The organism is Tamlana sp. 2_MG-2023 (assembly GCF_030548465.1).
Classification (GTDB): Bacteria; Bacteroidota; Bacteroidia; order Flavobacteriales; family Flavobacteriaceae; genus Pseudotamlana.
The window spans coordinates 336,089-353,521 of sequence record NZ_JAUOSF010000001.1; the positions used below are offsets into that span (position 1 = coordinate 336,089).

Below are 17,433 nucleotides of genomic sequence, written 5' to 3' on the forward strand. Positions count from 1 at the left end.
ATGTTTCAATGGTTACAAAATTTTGCTGATTGGCTTATATATTCGGCTTTTAATATAGGTGCAGAAACACATTTAGGAACTGCTTTGAATTTTTTTGTGTTTGACACCATAAAAATTCTTATCCTATTGTTTCTTGTAGTGTTTATAATGGGTATTGTAAATACTTATTTCCCTATTGAAAAGCTAAAAAACTATCTAAATAAAAAGAAGCTTTACGGCCTAGAATATTTTTTGTCTTCAATTTTTGGAGCCATTACACCGTTTTGTTCTTGCTCGTCAGTACCTTTATTTATTGGGTTTGTGCAAGGCGGGATTCCTTTAGGGGTTACTTTTTCTTTTCTAATAACATCCCCATTAGTAAACGAAGTTGCTATAGCCATGTTTCTAGGGATGTTTGGTTTAAAGGCTACTTTAATTTATGTAGGATCTGGTGTTTTATTAGGAACTCTAGGCGGGTGGGTTCTTGGGAAGTTTAAGTTAGAACCTCTACTATCCGATTGGGTTAAAAAGATTCTTGATAATAAACTGAATCAAGCGGCCTATAAGGAAGAAAATAGAACGTTTACCCAAAGACTACCTGAAATAGTTAACGGAGCTTGGGATATTGTCAAAAATGTATTAGTGTATGTTATTATAGGTATTGCCATTGGTGCAGCTATGCATGGTTATGTGCCTGAAAACTTTTTTAATCAGTATTTAGGAGGTGGAGAATGGTGGACGGTTCCGCTTGCGGTAATCATAGCAGTACCCATGTATGCCAATGCGGCTGGAATTGTTCCGGTTATTCAGGTTTTTGTGGCTAAAGGTGTGCCATTAGGTACCGCCATCGCTTTTATGATGGCGACTGTAGGTTTATCAATTCCTGAAGCTACTTTACTTAAAAAAGTAATGTCGTTAAAATTAATTGCCATCTTTTTTGCTGTGGTAACACTCTGTATTATCATTTCTGGATATGTATTCAATCTCATATTATAACCCCATAATCATTTAAACTCATGTATAAGAATATCAAAATTTTAGTAGTTTTAGCTCTCGGATTCTTTTTATCAGCTTGCAACCATCAGCCTAAAAAAGAACTAACTTCATTAGATCAATCGGTTTCAAAAATTGAAGTGATTGATTTTCATTCTACAAATAGATGTATGACCTGTAATGCTATTGAAGCGAATACGAGATATACATTAAACACTTATTTTTCAAAAGCGCTTCAAGAAGATAAAATTGAATTGAAAGTTATAAATATAGACGATGAAATTAATAGTAATATTGTTAATAAATTTGAAGCTTCTGGAACTTCTTTGTTTTTAAACGTCATAATAAACGGAAAGGAAGCACAAATGGATTTAACGCAATTTGCTTTTATGAATGGTAACGATCAAGCTGATTTTTCAAAAGGCTTAAAAGCAAAAATTGATGCTGAACTAAAAAAGCTTTAAATGGATTTTTTGCAATCGCTTTTAGAGCACTATAATAGCCCGGTTTTTTCAGCATTAATACTCGGACTAATGACAGCCATTAGTCCGTGTCCTCTAGCAACCAATATTACCGCGACAGCATTTATTTCTAAAAACATTTCAAGTAAACGAAAAGTCTTTTTAAGCGGATTAATGTATTCTTTAGGAAGAGGGTTTAGTTATACTGCCATAGGTTTAATACTTTATTTTGGAGCGAGTAAGTTTCAAATAGCACGATTTTTTAACCAGAATGGTGAAAAGTTTTTAGGGCCGCTACTAATTATAATTGGTTTAATTATGCTTAATATTATCAAGCTACATTTTTTAGGTAAATCCAATTTTCTAGAAAAATTATCTGAAAAGTTTAAGGATAAAGGGCTGCTAGGAGCGTTTGTTATAGGTGTAATTTTTGCTCTAGCGTTTTGTCCATATAGCGGAGCTTTATTTTTTGGAATGCTTATACCAATGACTATAGCATCTGTAGATGGCTTGTATTTGCCTGTAGTATTTGCATTTGGCACCGGTTTACCTGTTATACTTTTTACATATCTTTTGGCTTTTGCAGCAGGGAAAATTGGTGTGTTTTACGAGAAAATAGCAAAAATAGAATCAGTAATGCGTGTTATTGCAGGTGTGGTTTTTATAATCACAGGGGTCTATTATATGTTTATATTTTTTATCTAATTGAATAACAATATTTAGAGAGTCGTTATCCTTTGTTTTATGAGATTTAATAAAAATACTCTAATCAGAATAGGTAAACTGTTTCTTATTTTATGGTGTATTACTGGAATGCTAGTTAACGGATTATGTATATGGAACGTAGTGTGTAAAAAGGGAATATTTTTAAGGATAAAATTTAGCGGACTCGGAAAATAAGAAAAAAACTCTGGAGAAGTCTAATTTAGCTATGTTTTACACATGGTGTTATCAACTGTAGTTTTTTATATCTTGTCTTCCGACGATTGCCATTATTTCGACAATATTTTCATTTATTTTATAGTAAATACTATCAACACCGCATACGCAACGTCGATAATCTTTTTTTATATAGTCAACTGATTCGAATGAAAAAGGACGTTCGGAAATAATGTCAAAATATTCAAATAAGGATTCGAAATATTTGTCAGCTTGGGTCATTCCAAACTTTTTAACACCATAATGATGAATCCTAATCAAGTCATTTTTTGCTTCGTTGGTTAGCTTGTATTTAGCCATTAAGGAAGGACTTTGATTGCGCTAAAATACTTTCTTTGGTATCGTCCGTAAATCCACTATTTTCAGCTTTTTCAAGTTTTGCTCTAATCCAGTCAATTTGAACCTGTTGTTTTCTAGCTTGTCTAATCAAGTCATTAACTAATTCACTTTTGCTTGAATATTCTTTGTTGTCTACTTGAGCTTTTAACCATTCGTCATTCGGTTTTGTAAATGATATGCTTTGTCTTGACATAATTTTATTATTTGGTGTAAATATACATCAAATATGAATCGTCTCAAAATTATTGACAACTACCAAATTCTGACTAACGTAAAATTATGTAGCCTTTATTCAGGAGGGGTTAGATTGTTGCTAACGTTAAATATATGGCAAGTTGGGTAGAAAACAAGCGGATATTTTCAGTATAGGCACAAGTCAAATCTTTTTATTTTGTTTTAATTTTTCTTTTTTAATACCAAATCAAAAGATTTGGCGACTTTGTAATTAGACAAGAACTTTTAGATTAAGTATTAATCGCCCTATTTGCTATATATAGTGTTATGTTTCTTTTCCTTTTTCCAGCGTTTTTTGAATAAAGGCAATTAATATAGTAAGTAGTATCCCATTTCCTATGAAGAAATGTAAATAAAATAGAATGTTTGCAAGTTTACTTATAGGGATAAAGTTTCCTGTTGAAAACGTATTAATACTATATGAAAGTAACTGGTTATAAGTCCAGTAATTTCCTTTTTCTGTGATTTCCTTATGCTCTTTATCAAACTGTTTTATTCGTTTATTGATTTTGTCCTTTTCTAGATTTATGAATTCACGAACAGTTACTTGTTTTGGGTTTAATAAACATCCTTCATTTTTGTCTAGAATAGATGTAATTTTGTTTCCAGCAAAGTCACATATATTTAAGCAAGCCTTGTACATTGGCCTTCTTGCTTTAACTGAATGACAGTCTTTAGATAGTAAATACAACTTTGTTTTTATAGTGTTCCCGTTATTTAAGACCGAAATATTTACATCAAGTTCTGCTCCAGTTTCTTCAAGAAGGCTATTTACTACAAGTAAATTAGATTTTAAATTCTTTGGACTGTAACTGTTTTCTAAATCAGTTATAGAAATAGTTTGTTCAGATTTCGAAATAGAATTTTCAATCTTAAAACTTTCAGGGTTTACTTTTAGTAACGAAAGGTATAATAAGGGAAATATTAAAAAATTTATAAAAATATAGACCGCAAATACTCTTAATAATGTTTTATAGTGTGTTTTGGATGCATAAAGATATATTCCAATGCTACAAAGTAGGACAATGGAAATCAATAAGAAATCCAAGGAATACTTTTCAGGAATTAATCGGATAATTATCATTAGAAGGATCGCTCCAATAATTGGTAGTGCTGATGCTATCTTTTTATAATTGATTTTCAAAAGTGTCTTTATTTATGAAACATAACTATAGGATATATAACCCCTTAAGCCAACCGCTAAATTCATCAATATTCATATTTCCTTTAAAACCAAGATATCAAATCTACTCTTTCTCAAAAGTAACATGCTGATAAGCGCCTAAATCGGGAGTAGCTGTTCTATTCACATTTAATATATCAAAAGGAACTTGTGAAGCAAAACTCGCATTGCCCTTATTAATAGCTGCAGATTCATCGCCAATAATCATTAGGTTTAAATCGGTATCTTTAAAATTAGGATCTTCGTTAAACAGGTTATTTTCGTAATGCGTGGTGTTTGTAAAATCATAATTTTCACCATCAAATTCGTCATTGCTATCATTAAAACGCACCAAGCAGTTTGTGAATTTAAAGTTGAATTCAACCTGGTCGTCTTCAACTTCATCTACTAAAAACTCGATATTTTCATCGCCATAGATTATGCAATTGTTAAAATTTGCTTCGGTTAAATCGGCTGCAAGAATATTACCATCTTCATCAAACGTGTAATTATTAAGTAAAACCGTTGGGAATTGTCTAAACCCATAGTTCCAGTAATTAGCTAGTGTACTGTGGGTGAAATTGTATTTTCCGCCAATAGTTCCAGCAAAAGATGATAAACCTGAATTATTAATCACTACATTTTCGGCGTTTATGGAAGTATTACGTCCTAATATCCCGTAGCTACTTGAGTTGTATATTTTACTGTTTGTGATTTTAAGTTTATCGTTAGCCTCTAATGGGTTGCCATCACTAATAATTCCGGCAGTAGCATTCTTTATGGTTGCATAATTGATACTGTTATTTTTACTGCCATCAAAAAGCCAAATAGCACTCCATTGGCCTGGAACTTCAGAGAAATCTGGCTCTAAACGGTCGCCTTCAAAAATGACTTCGTTTTCTAATAGATCTTGATCGTTGCTATAAGCGCCATTTACATTTATCGAAGCTTCATTAAGCACCATAATTCCAGAGTTTTCATGAAAATGTATGCGAGCGCCAGCCTCAATGGTTAATGTTTCACTTTCCGGAACGGCGGCAAAACCATAAATAACGTACGGTTTTTCGTTTGTAAAAGTAAGCTCCGAAGGTAAAAGTTCACGACCTTCAATGTTGGTTTCCACAATTTCACCATCAATGTTTAATTTTAAAGTTTCAATGACTTTAGTGGTATTGTCACGATCTGGATAAATAAAAACGGCATCTTGAACAAGAGTCACCAATTCTACTTTTTGAAGGTTTGAACCAGCATCAAATTCAATTTGATCGGTGTATAGAAAAGTGCCATCTAAACTGGGTAGACTATTAATATCAATGGTAGATTCTACAAAAATAAATAAGCTATCGTTCGCTTGAATCTCTATGTCTTCAAAGGTTTTTCCAGTAATACCATCCACGCTTAATCTGTAATTTGAAGCATCTCCTAAAGCAAGTTTCACGGTTGGGATAGAGATATCGTCATCACTGTTGTTGTAAACCTTTAAATTATAAGTACTGGATCCAATATTTGTAAAAACGGTGTCCAAATACACGGTGTCTTTTGAAAAATGCAAACTTCCGGTGCTTGGTGAAAATTCAAAATCTTTACGGCAAGAGCTCCAAAGGGTTAAAAAGGTAAGAGTGATAAAAAAATATAAATAACGTTTCATTAAAAGCGTAAGTTTTGGATGGCTAAAAATATAACTTTTGAAGCTATGATTTAGTATGAAATGCAGTAAATTATATAAAACAACGTTAGTTTTTCCTTGCTTCTTCGAGTATTTTTAAATAGGATGTGCTGAAAGTATAAAGTTGATCTAAAAGTAGAAGCTTGTTGGAAGGCGTAAGTAGTTTTTTATCGATAGCTTGAGCTTCTGTGTAATCGAAAAATTGCTGAGACAAACTTTCGGGGATTTTAAGATCTTCATTTAATAGTTTTTTGTTGAAAAAATCATCATGCTGAAAAAGAGAATCTAAATTTTTAGCATTAATAACCTCTGGTTGATTTTTAGACTTTTCAGGTTTGAACAATAATTTATACAAGCGTACAAAATCAAGACCATAATTTGAAGAGGTACCGTATAAGTGCGGATTCGCTTTAGAGTCTTTAGTGATTTCTTCTTTTATGGTTTTTTCAGCTTTATCTTCATTAAAGGGTTTATGGTTACTGTTGTTTGAAATTAATATTTCTTTAAGTGCATTAATTGTTTTCTGAAGCTCAATAACCATAACTCGACCAAAATCTTCTTCTTTTAAAATGACGATCTTTTTGTTATGAAAAGTAGAGTGGAAGGATATGGTATCGTTTACTGATGCTTTAAGGGTAAAGTTGCCATAATCGTCTGTAAAAGCTTTTGAAAATTCACTAAGATTATAAACGGCAATCCCTTTTACTGTAGTTTCACTGTCGTATACTTTACCATTTATTTGTTGAGATACCATTGTTAAAGGGAAAAGTAATAGTAGCCAGTTGAGTTTTTTCACGATAGTTGGTAATGATTGGTTACTCAAATTAAGTCTATTATCACTTTTGAAAGTATTTTATTAAGAGACTTTAACGTTCGTTTTAATGAAGAATTAACATTATTAAATTATAAACCCTTGATGCGTTAACATCAAGGGTTTAAGGTAGTAATAAGACCAATTGAACCATATAATGTCGCATATAATTTGTTTCTTTTTCGCCCATATTTCAATATAAAATAAAACCGTAGCTAAGGCTATGCTTGAATTTTCTATTTCATCTGAACAAAAAATAATTTAAATTAAGAATACGACATTATATAATTAAATTGGTATAAGTAGTTGTGGATTTTTAATTTAAAGCAATTCGCGAAGCATTTTTACGGCGGTTTCAGCGGTAATGTCGCGTTGTGGCGAACCAAACATTTCATAACCAACCATGAATTTTTTAACTGAAGCACTTCTTAAAAGTGGTGGGTAAAAACTCATGTGCCAATGCCAGTGTTTGTTTTCATTGCCGTCGGTTGGCGATTGATGTATACCACTAGAGTATGGGAATGAGGTGTTGAATAGTTTATCATAAGCCTTAGTGATGACAGCAATAGCTTCTGCATACTGTAAAGTTTCTTGATCGTTCATGTCAAGAATATTAGCTTGTGGTTTTTTAGGAACTATCATGGTCTCAAATGGCCAAACAGCCCAAAAAGGGACTAGCACAACAAAGCCATCATTTTCAAAAATGATGCGCTCTTGTTTCTCTAATTCTTGAGTTAAATAATCACCTAATAAACTGCGCTTATTTTTGTTGTAATAATTAAGCTGTTGTGTGTTTTTTTTGTCTACTTCGTTTGGAAGTGTTGACTGGCTCCAGATTTGGCCGTGTGGATGCGGATTGCTACAGCCCATTACTGCGCCCTTGTTTTCAAATATTTGTACGTAATTAATATCTGGTTTTTCGGCTAAATCTTTAAACTCGTTTTGCCATGCAAAAACCACTTTCTGAATTTCAGAAGGCGTCATGTCAGCCAAACTCTTGGAGTGGTCAGGACTAAAGCAAATCACCTTACAAATACCAGTTTCACTTTGTGCTACTAGTAAACCGTCATTTACATCAAAAGTTTTAGAATCTTTTTGAAGTGCCGCAAAATCATTAGTAAAAACAAAAACGTCTTTGTAATCTGGGTTAACTTCACCATTAATTCTTGTGTTTCCTGCACATAAATAACAAGAATCGTCGTAACTCGGACGTTTTTCATTAGAAACAGCTTCGTTTTGCCCTTGCCACGGACGCTTAGCACGGTGTGGCGATACCAAAACCCATTCGCCGGTTAGGATGTTATAACGTTTATGTGAATAATCTTGTAAGTCTGTATTTTTCATTTTGAAAGAATATTATTTTTATTTTATAAGGTGTGTGCCTTCAGAAAGTTCTATGAAGTAAACAGAACAATCTTTATTGAATTCTTTTTTATAAGCGATTGAAGCTGTTTCAGAAAAAGCTTTAGCTTCAGATTTTGCCACTAAATTAATGGTGCAACCACCAAAGCCCCCACCCATCATTCTAGCACCTAGAACATGTTTATTTCCTTTTGCTTGATTAACTAGAAAATCTAATTCCTCGCAACTCACTTTATATTGGTTTTGTAAACCATCGTGTGACGCATAAATTAATTTCCCTAAGCTTTCTAAGTCATCATTTTCAATGGCTTTAGCGGCTTGTTGAGTTCTTTTGTTTTCTTGAATAACAAACAATGCTTTTTGGTAATTCTCTGGTGCTACTTGGTCTTTAATAGTTTCCAAATCAGCTTCAGTAGCATCTCTTAAAGCTTTGATGCCTAATAGTTCTGATACACTTTCGCAGGCAGAACGGCGGTCGTTATAAGCACTGTCCGATAAGCTATGTTTTACATTGGTATTAATTAACATCAGTTGATGGTCTTTAAAATCAATTTTGTACGGTTGTGCTTTTATGGTTCTACAATCCAAATGCAGAGCATTATCCTTTATACCAAACATACTAGCGTATTGGTCCATGATTCCACAGTTAACACCAACATAGTTATGTTCGGCTTTTTGCGAAATAAAAATCATATCTTCCTTAGATAGCCCTAAGTTGAAGAGTTCATTTAAACCAAAGGCTACAGAGTTCTCTAAGGCAGCAGAAGAGGACATGCCTGCGCCACCAGGAATATCTCCTTTAAAAGCTATATTAAAGTTTCCTATAGTTTTATTTCGGTTTTGGATTTCGGCAATGACACCAAATACATAGTTCTGCCAACTGCCTTCCTTAGAAGGTTTTAGTTCATCCAATTTAAATTCAATTTTACTGTCCTTATCTAAAGCATAAGCCGTTGATATGTTTGAGTCACTTTTTTCTATGCCAGCGACTATGCCCTTATTTACTGCTGCTGGAAATACAAAACCATCATTATAATCGGTGTGCTCACCTATAATATTAATACGCCCAGGAGAGAATATCAATAAAGGCTCTTTATTAAACGTGTCGATGTAAACTTTTTTTACATCATTAATTAGTGAATTACTCATTATAGTGTGCTTTTAGTTGTTGTCGATTTTAAGAGTCCAAATAATATTGTATTTAGAATTTGGAGCTAATGTTTGAAGGCCGATTTTATTGTTAAAACTATCGGAAACACCTGTAGTGGGTTCAATAGCTATCACATTTTTTGATGGCGGTGTATAGGCTTGTAAAAAGTTGTTTTTAACGCTTGATGTTAACTCAAATTGATAGTTAGGTGTTTTATAAACAACGTCCCCTTTATTGAGTATCCAACAATCATCAAGTTGTTGATCTTTTATTTGGAATCCGTCAACAGCTTCAATGTTTTCGATACCAGTACCAATATTTCTATCCCCGATAATGAGTTTCTTAGTGCTGTCAAAATAAAGCGTACTGTTATGTAAGTCTTCGCAAGAAAAATAAGGGTGCCAGCCAAGCGTAAAAGGAAAAGGTTTATCGCTTGTGTTTTTGGCTGAAAACTCGAGACTTAAGCCATTTTTATTAAAAGTATATTTAAGTGTTACACTAAACGAATAAGGAAAACCAACGGATTCTTTTTCTTCTGTGTATTCTAGTATTACAGTTGCAGAATCGGCATCTGAGTTAGTTTCTAGAATTTGAAAAGTTTTGTCGTAAACCAAACCGTGAAGGGCATTGTTTTCTTCTATTTGGTTAATGTTAAACTGAAAGGGTTTGTCATTAAAGGTGTAAGAACCGTCTTTAATTCTATTTGCAAACGGAAAAAGAATAGCCGAAGCATAAGTGTCCTTATAGGTTAATGGTGCTAAATCTTTAATAATTTCAAGACCCTTAAATGTAAAAACTTGTAATGACGCTCCTTCATTTAGGTTAATTTTAGCATAAGTTTTAGAATCTGAATTATCAAATTCTAAAATATTTAGTTCTTTATTATGTTTTATTTTATACACGAGTTTACGGAGTTATAATGAGTTTCTAATTATGATATTATTTGGGTTTTTTAATTGAATATGTTCTTTGTTTAAGATCATTTCAGCTAAACGTTTTCCCATGAAATTAAAATCGGTTGAAATCGTTGTTATTCCGTCTTCAACAACTTCTTTTAAAAGCGTTTCATTATAGGAAATCACACCAATGTCTTTTGCGAGCTTTAAGTTTTGTTTTTTCGAGCTTTTAATGATACTTAGTAGACTGCGATCATCTGGAGTAATATATAAAGTAGACTTTTCTAATGTTTCGGCTTCAAAATAGTTGATAACATCAAAAGCTATTTGGTGTTGTTTACAAAACTTAATAAAACCAACGCGCATACCTTCTGGTTGTTTTTTAGCATTGAAGACTAATATTAATCGTTTATATTTTTTGATTAGATGTTGAGCTTTATTGAGATTGCTTAAAATATCCTCCTCAAAATCTTGATATATGGCATTGTAATCCAATAAATCATCATGCACTTGATCTAAAATATAAACTTCCTCCTTAGAAAGTGTTTTAATGGCTTTACTTGTGTTTTTTAACAGCGCTGGCATAATCACGTAATAATTGTAGTCACCAGCATGGTCATTAATAAGTTTAGCAAAACTTTTTTCGTTAAAATGATGAAAGAAAATATCAACTTGGACGTGCCTACCTAAATGACTTAAAAAAGAATTATAAAGATCCTCCTTAAAAGGGTTTAATTCATCAAAAAGTAAAAATATTTTTTGTTGAATATTAATATGCTCACTTGAAACAAAGTAGCCTTTACCCACTACAGATTGAATGATACCTCTGTTTCTTAAGTCGTTATAAGCCATTAAAACGGTGTCTCTCGACAATTTTTGAGAATCCTTGATGCTATTTATCGATGGTAGTTGGTCGTTTTTTTTTAGTTGACCTTTAGCTATAGCTTGCTCGATAGCATTAATGATTTGCTTGTATTTAGGAATACTTATATTTTTCTTTATTTCTATCATGGTATTTTACAAAGATATAAAAAAAACCTACTAGACCCTACTAGTTGGGTTTTTTTAATTTCTTATAAGGTTTTTATAAATAAATCTCTATATTTGGAGCCAACTTAACTAATAAACTAACTAATTATGACAGCAGGATTTCATTTCTGGGACTATGTAGTCTTTATTGCTTATGCCGTATTAATTTTAGGCGTCGGTCTTTGGGTTTCTAGAGATAAAGAAGGCCATCAAAAAAATGCCGAAGATTACTTCTTGGCAAGTAAATCCCTACCATGGTGGGCTATAGGAACTTCGCTTATTGCGGCAAATATTTCAGCAGAACAATTTATTGGAATGTCTGGATCTGGATTTGCTCTAGGTATTGCAATTGCGTCTTATGAATGGATGGCAGCTTTAACTTTAATTATTGTAGGTAAGTATTTTTTACCCATTTTTATTGAGAAAGGACTTTATACCATTCCCGAATTTGTGGAAAAACGATTTTCTACAAACCTAAAAACCATTTTAGCGGTATTTTGGCTGGCACTTTACATTTTTGTGAATTTAGCTTCTGTACTTTATTTGGGTGGTTTGGCCATTGAAACTATTATGGGGGTTGATATGATGTATGCCATTATTGGTTTGGCATTATTTGCAGCAGCCTATTCGTTATATGGAGGATTATCGGCAGTGGCATGGACTGATGTCATTCAAGTTGTATTTTTAGTGCTTGGAGGTTTGGCAACGACTTATTTGGCTTTAAATACAGTTTCTGGAGGAGAAGGTATGATAGCCGGTTTTTCAAAAGTTTTGGAAGCGGCTCCAGAAAAGTTTCATATGATTCTTGATGAAACCAATGATAATTATAATAATTTACCTGGTATTTGGGTATTAGTCGGCGGACTTTGGGTTGCGAATTTATACTATTGGGGTTTTAACCAATATATTATTCAACGAACTCTAGCAGCAAAATCGTTAAGAGAATCTCAAAAAGGTATTCTTTTAGCGGCATTTTTAAAGTTAATTATTCCTCTAATTGTAGTGATTCCTGGTATTGCAGCTTACGTTATGGTAAATGATCCTGAGATCATGGCTAATTTAGGGCAAGATGCTATGTTAAATGTACCATCTGCAGAACAAGCAGATAAAGCTTACCCTTGGTTATTGCAGTTTTTACCAGTAGGTCTTAAAGGTGTTGCTTTTGCGGCTTTAGCAGCGGCAGTTGTTTCTTCTTTAGCATCTATGTTAAATTCAACATCCACTATATTTACTATGGATATCTATAAGCAGTACATCAATAAGAATGCTAACGATAAGGAAACTGTAAACGTGGGACGTATTTCTGCTGCTGTAGCATTAATAATAGCTGTAATTGTAGCGCCATTATTAGGTGGTATCGATCAAGCTTTTCAATTCATCCAAGAATATACCGGAATTGTGAGTCCGGGTATCTTAGCGGTATTCATGTTGGGGCTATTCTGGAAAAAAACAACAAACAATGCTGCTATTTGGGGAGCGATTGCGTCAATTCCAATTGCATTAGCTCTTAAGTTTTTACCGATTCCAATATTGGAGCCTTGGATGCACCAAATGGGAATAACCGCTTTATTAACGATGGCAATTATCATGTTATTAAGTTACTTGCAAAATAAGGGGGCAGATGATCCAAAAGGAATTGAATTGTCTAAGGAATTATTTAAAACATCACCAGGCTTTAATATAGGCTCATTTGTAGTTTGTATCATTTTAACCGTGTTGTATGCGTTATTTTGGTAGATATTTTTTTAAGTAAAAGCACAAAGGCACCGTTTAATGGTGCCTTTGTGCTTTTTAGGTTTCTTTAATGTTCAGGAAATCAAGATGTTTTTATAAATTAAACTTTTTAATGAAAATTATCAACTTTTTTTTGGTTAGATATATAGTTAATTTTATATTTGCACACCGGAAATCAAAATTGATTTTCTTTAGGGCTCTTAGCTCAGCTGGATAGAGCACCTCCCTTCTAAGGAGGCGGTCTCAGGTTCGAATCCTGAAGGGCTCACGAAAAGCTTCACTAGAAATAGTGGAGCTTTTTTGTTTTATCTCTATTTTGAACTAGCCCCCATGAAAAATATCAACAGCTTTCTTTCTGAAAGTTAGAATGAAATGCCTAATCACTTTTGCTATCGTCTGGATATACAATTGGTTACTAGATTCGAAGTGGAATTATATTAAATAATTATGAAACAGTTATAAAACATATTTTATAACTGTTTCTTTCAACACGACCCAATATTAAGGAGACTCCATGTAATATTAAAGAGAAAAATAATAATGCCGTAGTAGAATACGAGGTAACTTTACCTAATAAGAGATCGAAGAATAAGTGGCTTTATCCTATATATCGTTTTGGTAAATTAGAGCAAGGTGTAGTTATTGACATGGATATTGAAACACACACACATGCGATAACTCTAATCTTAATCTTTTTATTAAGAAATAACTTAGCCTATCTCGATTTTATTTATTGAGGCTTGTATATTAGGACAGCCTGAAGCCGTTTTTTTAGTGAAAGGGCAATCAGTTTTACTTATATTGACATCTCATCTAAGATGAAGAATTCAACTAAACTAATTTTTAATTATATTTGAAAGAGGTATTAAGTTATAATCATTTAATAGTGAGTCTTTTATTTTTTAAAGTTAAATTTTAAATATTTGTTCATGAAGCAGTTGTACCCTTATTTATTTTTCCTCTTCTTCCTTATTTCTGCTTCAGCTCAGGAGCGCTTTTTAACGGTGACTTCTAAAGATTCTGTCAATGAAGCCCCGCGCTTTAAAAGTAGTTTGGGGGTTAATATGAAACTTAACGGGTATTTTGATGTCTTTGGAGGTTTGCAAGATTCAGATACTTTTAATGTTGGGAAAATAAATGTATTTGGCAGTGATGATGCTAATAGCTTGAATGTCGATTTGTATCAGACGCAAATCAAATGGGAAACTTTGGTGGTGATGCCGAATGGGAAAAAAATAAAAGCGATTGTTGAATCGGATTTTTGGGGAGGCGATGGGCGTTTAAGACTAAGAAAGGCTTATGTAGAAACTGAGCATTGGCAAATAGGGCAGAACTGGAATAATTTTGGAGATGAAGATCTTTGGCCCAATATCATGGAGTGGGAGGGGCCGCCTTCTGGAATATGGCTTCGTAATCCACACATAAAGTACATGAACACTTTTAAAAATACAGATTGGAAATATGAAATAAGTTTAGAAGCCCCTCAAGATGATTTTTATGCTTATGAAGAGCTCCAACCTTTCATTGAAGAAGCACGACAAAGTACACCCGATGTGACATTTGCGGTAACTTATAAGAAGCCATGGGGACACCTTAGAGCGGCTTCGCTTTTACGTAGTATCAATTATAAACTTGATGGTGATGAAGATAATTTTATAGGTTACGGACTCACTTTAAGTGGTATTTATAAACCTAATCGGAATAGTTTTCAATATCAATTAGTAGGCGGAAAAGGTATTTCCTCTTACTTAACCACCATTGCTGGTTTTGGTTACGACGGTTACCCTGCTGTAAATAACGAATTTAAAGCAACACCTGCCTTTGGGGGTTGGATGGCTTATGAATATTTTATCACTGAAAAATGGCACGCCAATGCCGTGTTTGGAATGACTAATTTCACCTTATCTGATTCTGAAAGATATGTGATTGTAGATGATTTAAGAGATGAGTTGATTGATGTGGCAGGTGATTTCAACCACAAGCAGTATTATGGTATTTTAAACATGATGTATGATGCTTACGACAGAATGACTATTGGTTTAGAAATGGATTATGGCGTGAAATCTCTCAATATGAATGGAGATGTTGGAACGACACCTTTTGATCAAACCCAAAAACGTGATGCTTTACGTATTAGTTTTGGGTTTATGTTTTTCTTTTAAAGGTTATGATATTTTAAGGTATGAGCTTGTTAATTTAAGTTTCAGATAATACCTTACCAATTAAATTATTATAATCACCCGATTTTAGTTTGTAAAACAGTTTAACGACTTTTGAAAGTTCTTGAATTAAGTTCTTATTTTCAAATAGAATGGTTAGAATTAATTCGCTATTTTTTCCGCTTAACTTTTTATCTGTAGCCCAAGAAATTTGATTTGATATAGCCATATCAAGATTTTTAACAATATCATTTTTAACGGTTTTAAACTGAATATAATCTGCTTCCGTTATACGGTCATGTTCAAGGCAAATTATTATTTGATTTAAATAGAGTCTTATTTGTTCTTTGCTTGAAGTCAGTAAAATAGTTTGTTCGGCTTCTAATTTAGGATGTAAATTTTGTATGTGCTTTTTAACGCTTGTAGAAATGCTTTCAAAATTTTCTAACATAGATTCTTGCAATTCATGAATGTAAAGCAAAGCCTTCCCGCCTTCCCGAAATTCTTTGGGAACCGATTTTATTTGTTGTGTAAGTTTAAACTTGTAATTTTCGTTAGTAGCTTTTATGTCTTCTAATAACATGGCTTGCCTTTTAATTTTTTTTAAATCTGAATTTATAAGTGCATCAATCATTTCATGATAGGACTTATCTATGCGTTTCATTATAAAACTAAGTTTATTTCTGATTTCATGTTCAATTTTAAAGAAATCAGATTTAAACCAAACATCTGCCATTTCAAGGTTTATTTCGGCTTTTAATCTATTATTTCGGTAAAATATTAAGCTTTTAAAAAGTAAAATAATGGTAATAATTAATAATGGAATAAGAGCCCATAATTTAAAATTGATGAGTAAAGAAGCAGTTATAATAGAAGCGGTCAAAGCCATTACTGCTGTTAAAAACCATCCGCCCACAACACTTAGTACTCCAGAAACACGATACACAGAGCTGCCTTGTGACCAAGCTTTATCGGCAAGCGAAGTCCCCATTAAAACCATAAAAGATACAAAAGTTGTTGAAAGCGGTAATTTAAAGGATGTCGCCACTAAAATAAGACCTGCAGCTACAATGAGGTTTACTGCGGCTCTTACCATATCGAAAGCAGGACGATCACTTGCTAACTCATAATGGGGCGACGGCGTATTATCTACAAATCTTTTATTGATTTTTTGCCAGGTATGGTCTGGGATTATTTTAGCTGCCGTGTTTGCCATTTTTGAAATTCTAGAAACAATACTTCTAGAAAGCTCATTGCCTTCAAAACGTTCTTGACCTTCCTCTTGGCGCCCTAAATCGACTGCGGTTTTCACTACAGATTTTGCCTTTTTTGAAAACCATAAGGTTAGTGACATGATAATACCAGCCCCTACTAGAAATAACGGATTAGATTTTACAGGTTCAGATAAGGATGTCATTTGATATTCGTTCGCAGGCACTCCAGAATTTAGCCAATTTAAATAGACATCGTAACCAGCAATGGGTACACCAATAAAATTAACTAGATCGTTACTAGCAAAAGCCATAGCTAGAGCGAAAGTACCCAGTAACACAATAAATCTATAGATGTTAAATCCTTTGCTAACGCGTAGAATAATCCGAAAAACTAAGAAAGATAATATAAATGCTAGAATACTAACAAGACCTGAATGCTCTTGAATAGTTTCAACAACGTTTTGATTAACCCCAGGGATACCTGTTAGTCCTTTTATGATTATAAAATTTGAAATGAGCGCAACAGAAATTGAACCGAAAACAGAAGCAAAACTCCTCATCGTTTTTCCGTAATCGAAGGAAACAATAACCCTAGTAACATATTGTACAAACCATCCAACAACAAAAGCAATAGCAACAGATAGGAAGATGCCGATTATAATGGTTAAGGCCCCAGCAGCGTTTATGTAATCTCCCCATGAGGCTAAAGAACCATCTTTATTTAAGACTGAAAAAAACGAAATGCCTATAGCCGCTCCTAATAAATTAAAAACTATTGATACCGTAGTTGAGGTTGGCATGGCTACCGTATTAAAGAAGTCAAGGAGGATAATATCAGTTATCATGACTGCAGCAAAGAGGTACATCACTTCTTCCATGCTAAAGTAGGACGGATTAAAAACACCACTTCTAGCGATTTCCATCATGCCTCCAGAAAAAACCGAGCCAAACATGATGCCTAATGTGGCAATAATCATAATCATTTTGAAAGAGCCTGCCTTTGACCCTAGAGCTGAGGTGAGAAAGTTTACGGCATCATTACTCACACCAATAATAAGGTCGGTGATGGCCAAAACAAATAGAATGATTACGATAAATAAATATAGGTTTTCCATTATAATACTTTGTGTTTTCTCTGGTTATGAGTTTTGGTCATGAGTGGGAGCCCTAAAAAATGAATTCATTAAAATTTTAATTGAATGGTAATTTGAAGACGTGTCGGTTTCTATTTGTTTTTTATTTGTAACTAATGTGAGTGTGAATTTGATTAAAATAAATAAGAACAAGAATGATACATTTAAATTT

Annotated in this window: 15 protein-coding genes and 1 tRNA gene; 6 read left to right on the forward strand and 10 right to left on the reverse strand. The window is 33.2% G+C overall.

From position 1 onward, the window contains the following. The 3 genes from Q4566_RS01580 to Q4566_RS01590 are packed head-to-tail and all read left to right on the forward strand — an operon-like array spanning nt 1 to nt 2,138. Nucleotides 1-975 (forward strand): permease, encoded by a 975-nt coding sequence (locus tag Q4566_RS01580; RefSeq protein WP_303417570.1) that lies wholly within the window; start codon nt 1-3, stop codon nt 973-975. 20 nt (nt 976-995) lie between these two features. Further along, nucleotides 996-1,436 (forward strand): nitrophenyl compound nitroreductase subunit ArsF family protein, encoded by a 441-nt coding sequence (locus Q4566_RS01585; RefSeq protein ID WP_303417572.1) that lies wholly within the window; start codon nt 996-998, stop codon nt 1,434-1,436. After that, on the forward strand, nt 1,437-2,138 hold the full coding sequence (locus tag Q4566_RS01590; protein WP_303417574.1) for an aromatic aminobenezylarsenical efflux permease ArsG family transporter: 702 nt from the start codon (nt 1,437-1,439) through the stop codon (nt 2,136-2,138). 246 nt (nt 2,139-2,384) lie between these two features. On the opposite strand, the gene Q4566_RS01595 is transcribed toward Q4566_RS01590, so the two are convergent. From Q4566_RS01595 to Q4566_RS01635, 9 genes are all read right to left on the reverse strand, one after another. Then, nucleotides 2,385-2,672, reverse strand: a complete 288-nt coding sequence (locus Q4566_RS01595) for a type II toxin-antitoxin system RelE/ParE family toxin (protein ID WP_303417576.1) — start codon at nt 2,670-2,672, stop codon at nt 2,385-2,387. Beyond that, entirely contained in the window at nt 2,665-2,904 is a 240-nt protein-coding gene (locus Q4566_RS01600; protein ID WP_303417578.1) for a type II toxin-antitoxin system ParD family antitoxin, read from the reverse strand. Before Q4566_RS01600 ends, Q4566_RS01595 begins: the two co-directional genes overlap by 8 nt. 306 nt (nt 2,905-3,210) lie before the next feature. Then, nucleotides 3,211-4,089: a hypothetical protein gene (locus Q4566_RS01605; protein ID WP_303417580.1), complete on the reverse strand. Its 879-nt coding sequence runs from the start codon at nt 4,087-4,089 to the stop codon at nt 3,211-3,213. Nucleotides 4,090-4,192: 103 nt separating this feature from the next. Further along, complete coding sequence (locus tag Q4566_RS01610; RefSeq protein WP_303417582.1) at nt 4,193-5,755, reverse strand: hypothetical protein; 1,563 nt, start codon at nt 5,753-5,755, stop codon at nt 4,193-4,195. 85 nt (nt 5,756-5,840) lie between these two features. Beyond that, nucleotides 5,841-6,596 carry a hypothetical protein gene (locus Q4566_RS01615; RefSeq protein ID WP_303417584.1) on the reverse strand — a complete coding sequence of 252 codons (756 nt, stop codon included), beginning with the start codon at nt 6,594-6,596 and terminating at the stop codon, nt 5,841-5,843. Nucleotides 6,597-6,905: 309 nt separating this feature from the next. Then, a complete protein-coding gene (locus tag Q4566_RS01620) occupies nt 6,906-7,928 on the reverse strand; it encodes a UDP-glucose--hexose-1-phosphate uridylyltransferase (protein WP_303417586.1) in 1,023 nt (340 codons plus the stop codon). Nucleotides 7,929-7,946: 18 nt separating this feature from the next. Further along, the gene (gene galK, locus Q4566_RS01625; RefSeq protein WP_303417588.1) at nt 7,947-9,095 is read right to left on the reverse strand and encodes a galactokinase; all 1,149 of its coding nucleotides are present in this window, start codon (nt 9,093-9,095) and stop codon (nt 7,947-7,949) included. Between the two features lie 12 nt (nt 9,096-9,107). Continuing rightward, a complete protein-coding gene (locus Q4566_RS01630; RefSeq protein WP_303417590.1) occupies nt 9,108-9,998 on the reverse strand; it encodes an aldose 1-epimerase in 891 nt (296 codons plus the stop codon). 12 nt (nt 9,999-10,010) lie between these two features. After that, nucleotides 10,011-11,003 (reverse strand): GntR family transcriptional regulator, encoded by a 993-nt coding sequence (locus Q4566_RS01635; RefSeq protein ID WP_303417592.1) that lies wholly within the window; start codon nt 11,001-11,003, stop codon nt 10,011-10,013. A 126-nt stretch (nt 11,004-11,129) separates the two neighbouring features. On the opposite strand from Q4566_RS01635, the gene Q4566_RS01640 reads away from it, so the two are divergent. From Q4566_RS01640 to Q4566_RS01650, 3 genes are all read left to right on the forward strand, one after another. After that, nucleotides 11,130-12,758, forward strand: a complete 1,629-nt coding sequence (locus Q4566_RS01640; RefSeq protein WP_303417594.1) for a sodium/sugar symporter — start codon at nt 11,130-11,132, stop codon at nt 12,756-12,758. A 191-nt stretch (nt 12,759-12,949) separates the two neighbouring features. After that, a tRNA-Arg gene (locus Q4566_RS01645) sits at nt 12,950-13,023 on the forward strand. A 661-nt stretch (nt 13,024-13,684) separates the two neighbouring features. Beyond that, on the forward strand, nt 13,685-14,917 hold the full coding sequence (locus Q4566_RS01650; protein WP_303417596.1) for a hypothetical protein: 1,233 nt from the start codon (nt 13,685-13,687) through the stop codon (nt 14,915-14,917). 34 nt (nt 14,918-14,951) lie between these two features. Here the strand turns inward: Q4566_RS01650 and Q4566_RS01655 are convergent, their stop codons facing one another. Further along, nucleotides 14,952-17,243 (reverse strand): inorganic phosphate transporter, encoded by a 2,292-nt coding sequence (locus Q4566_RS01655; RefSeq protein WP_303417598.1) that lies wholly within the window; start codon nt 17,241-17,243, stop codon nt 14,952-14,954. Nucleotides 17,244-17,433 lie beyond the last annotated feature (190 nt).

Coding starts and splice junctions, on each gene's coding strand:
- Q4566_RS01580 (WP_303417570.1), top strand. CDS start 1: ATGTTTCAATGGTTACAAAATTTTGCTGATTGGCTTATATATTCGGCT.
- Q4566_RS01585 (WP_303417572.1), top strand. CDS start 996: ATGTATAAGAATATCAAAATTTTAGTAGTTTTAGCTCTCGGATTCTTT.
- Q4566_RS01590 (WP_303417574.1), top strand. CDS start 1,437: ATGGATTTTTTGCAATCGCTTTTAGAGCACTATAATAGCCCGGTTTTT.
- Q4566_RS01595 (WP_303417576.1), bottom strand. CDS start 2,672: ATGGCTAAATACAAGCTAACCAACGAAGCAAAAAATGACTTGATTAGG.
- Q4566_RS01600 (WP_303417578.1), bottom strand. CDS start 2,904: ATGTCAAGACAAAGCATATCATTTACAAAACCGAATGACGAATGGTTA.
- Q4566_RS01610 (WP_303417582.1), bottom strand. CDS start 5,755: ATGAAACGTTATTTATATTTTTTTATCACTCTTACCTTTTTAACCCTT.
- Q4566_RS01620 (WP_303417586.1), bottom strand. CDS start 7,928: ATGAAAAATACAGACTTACAAGATTATTCACATAAACGTTATAACATC.
- galK (WP_303417588.1), bottom strand. CDS start 9,095: ATGAGTAATTCACTAATTAATGATGTAAAAAAAGTTTACATCGACACG.
- Q4566_RS01635 (WP_303417592.1), bottom strand. CDS start 11,003: ATGATAGAAATAAAGAAAAATATAAGTATTCCTAAATACAAGCAAATC.
- Q4566_RS01640 (WP_303417594.1), top strand. CDS start 11,130: ATGACAGCAGGATTTCATTTCTGGGACTATGTAGTCTTTATTGCTTAT.
- Q4566_RS01650 (WP_303417596.1), top strand. CDS start 13,685: ATGAAGCAGTTGTACCCTTATTTATTTTTCCTCTTCTTCCTTATTTCT.
- Q4566_RS01655 (WP_303417598.1), bottom strand. CDS start 17,243: ATGGAAAACCTATATTTATTTATCGTAATCATTCTATTTGTTTTGGCC.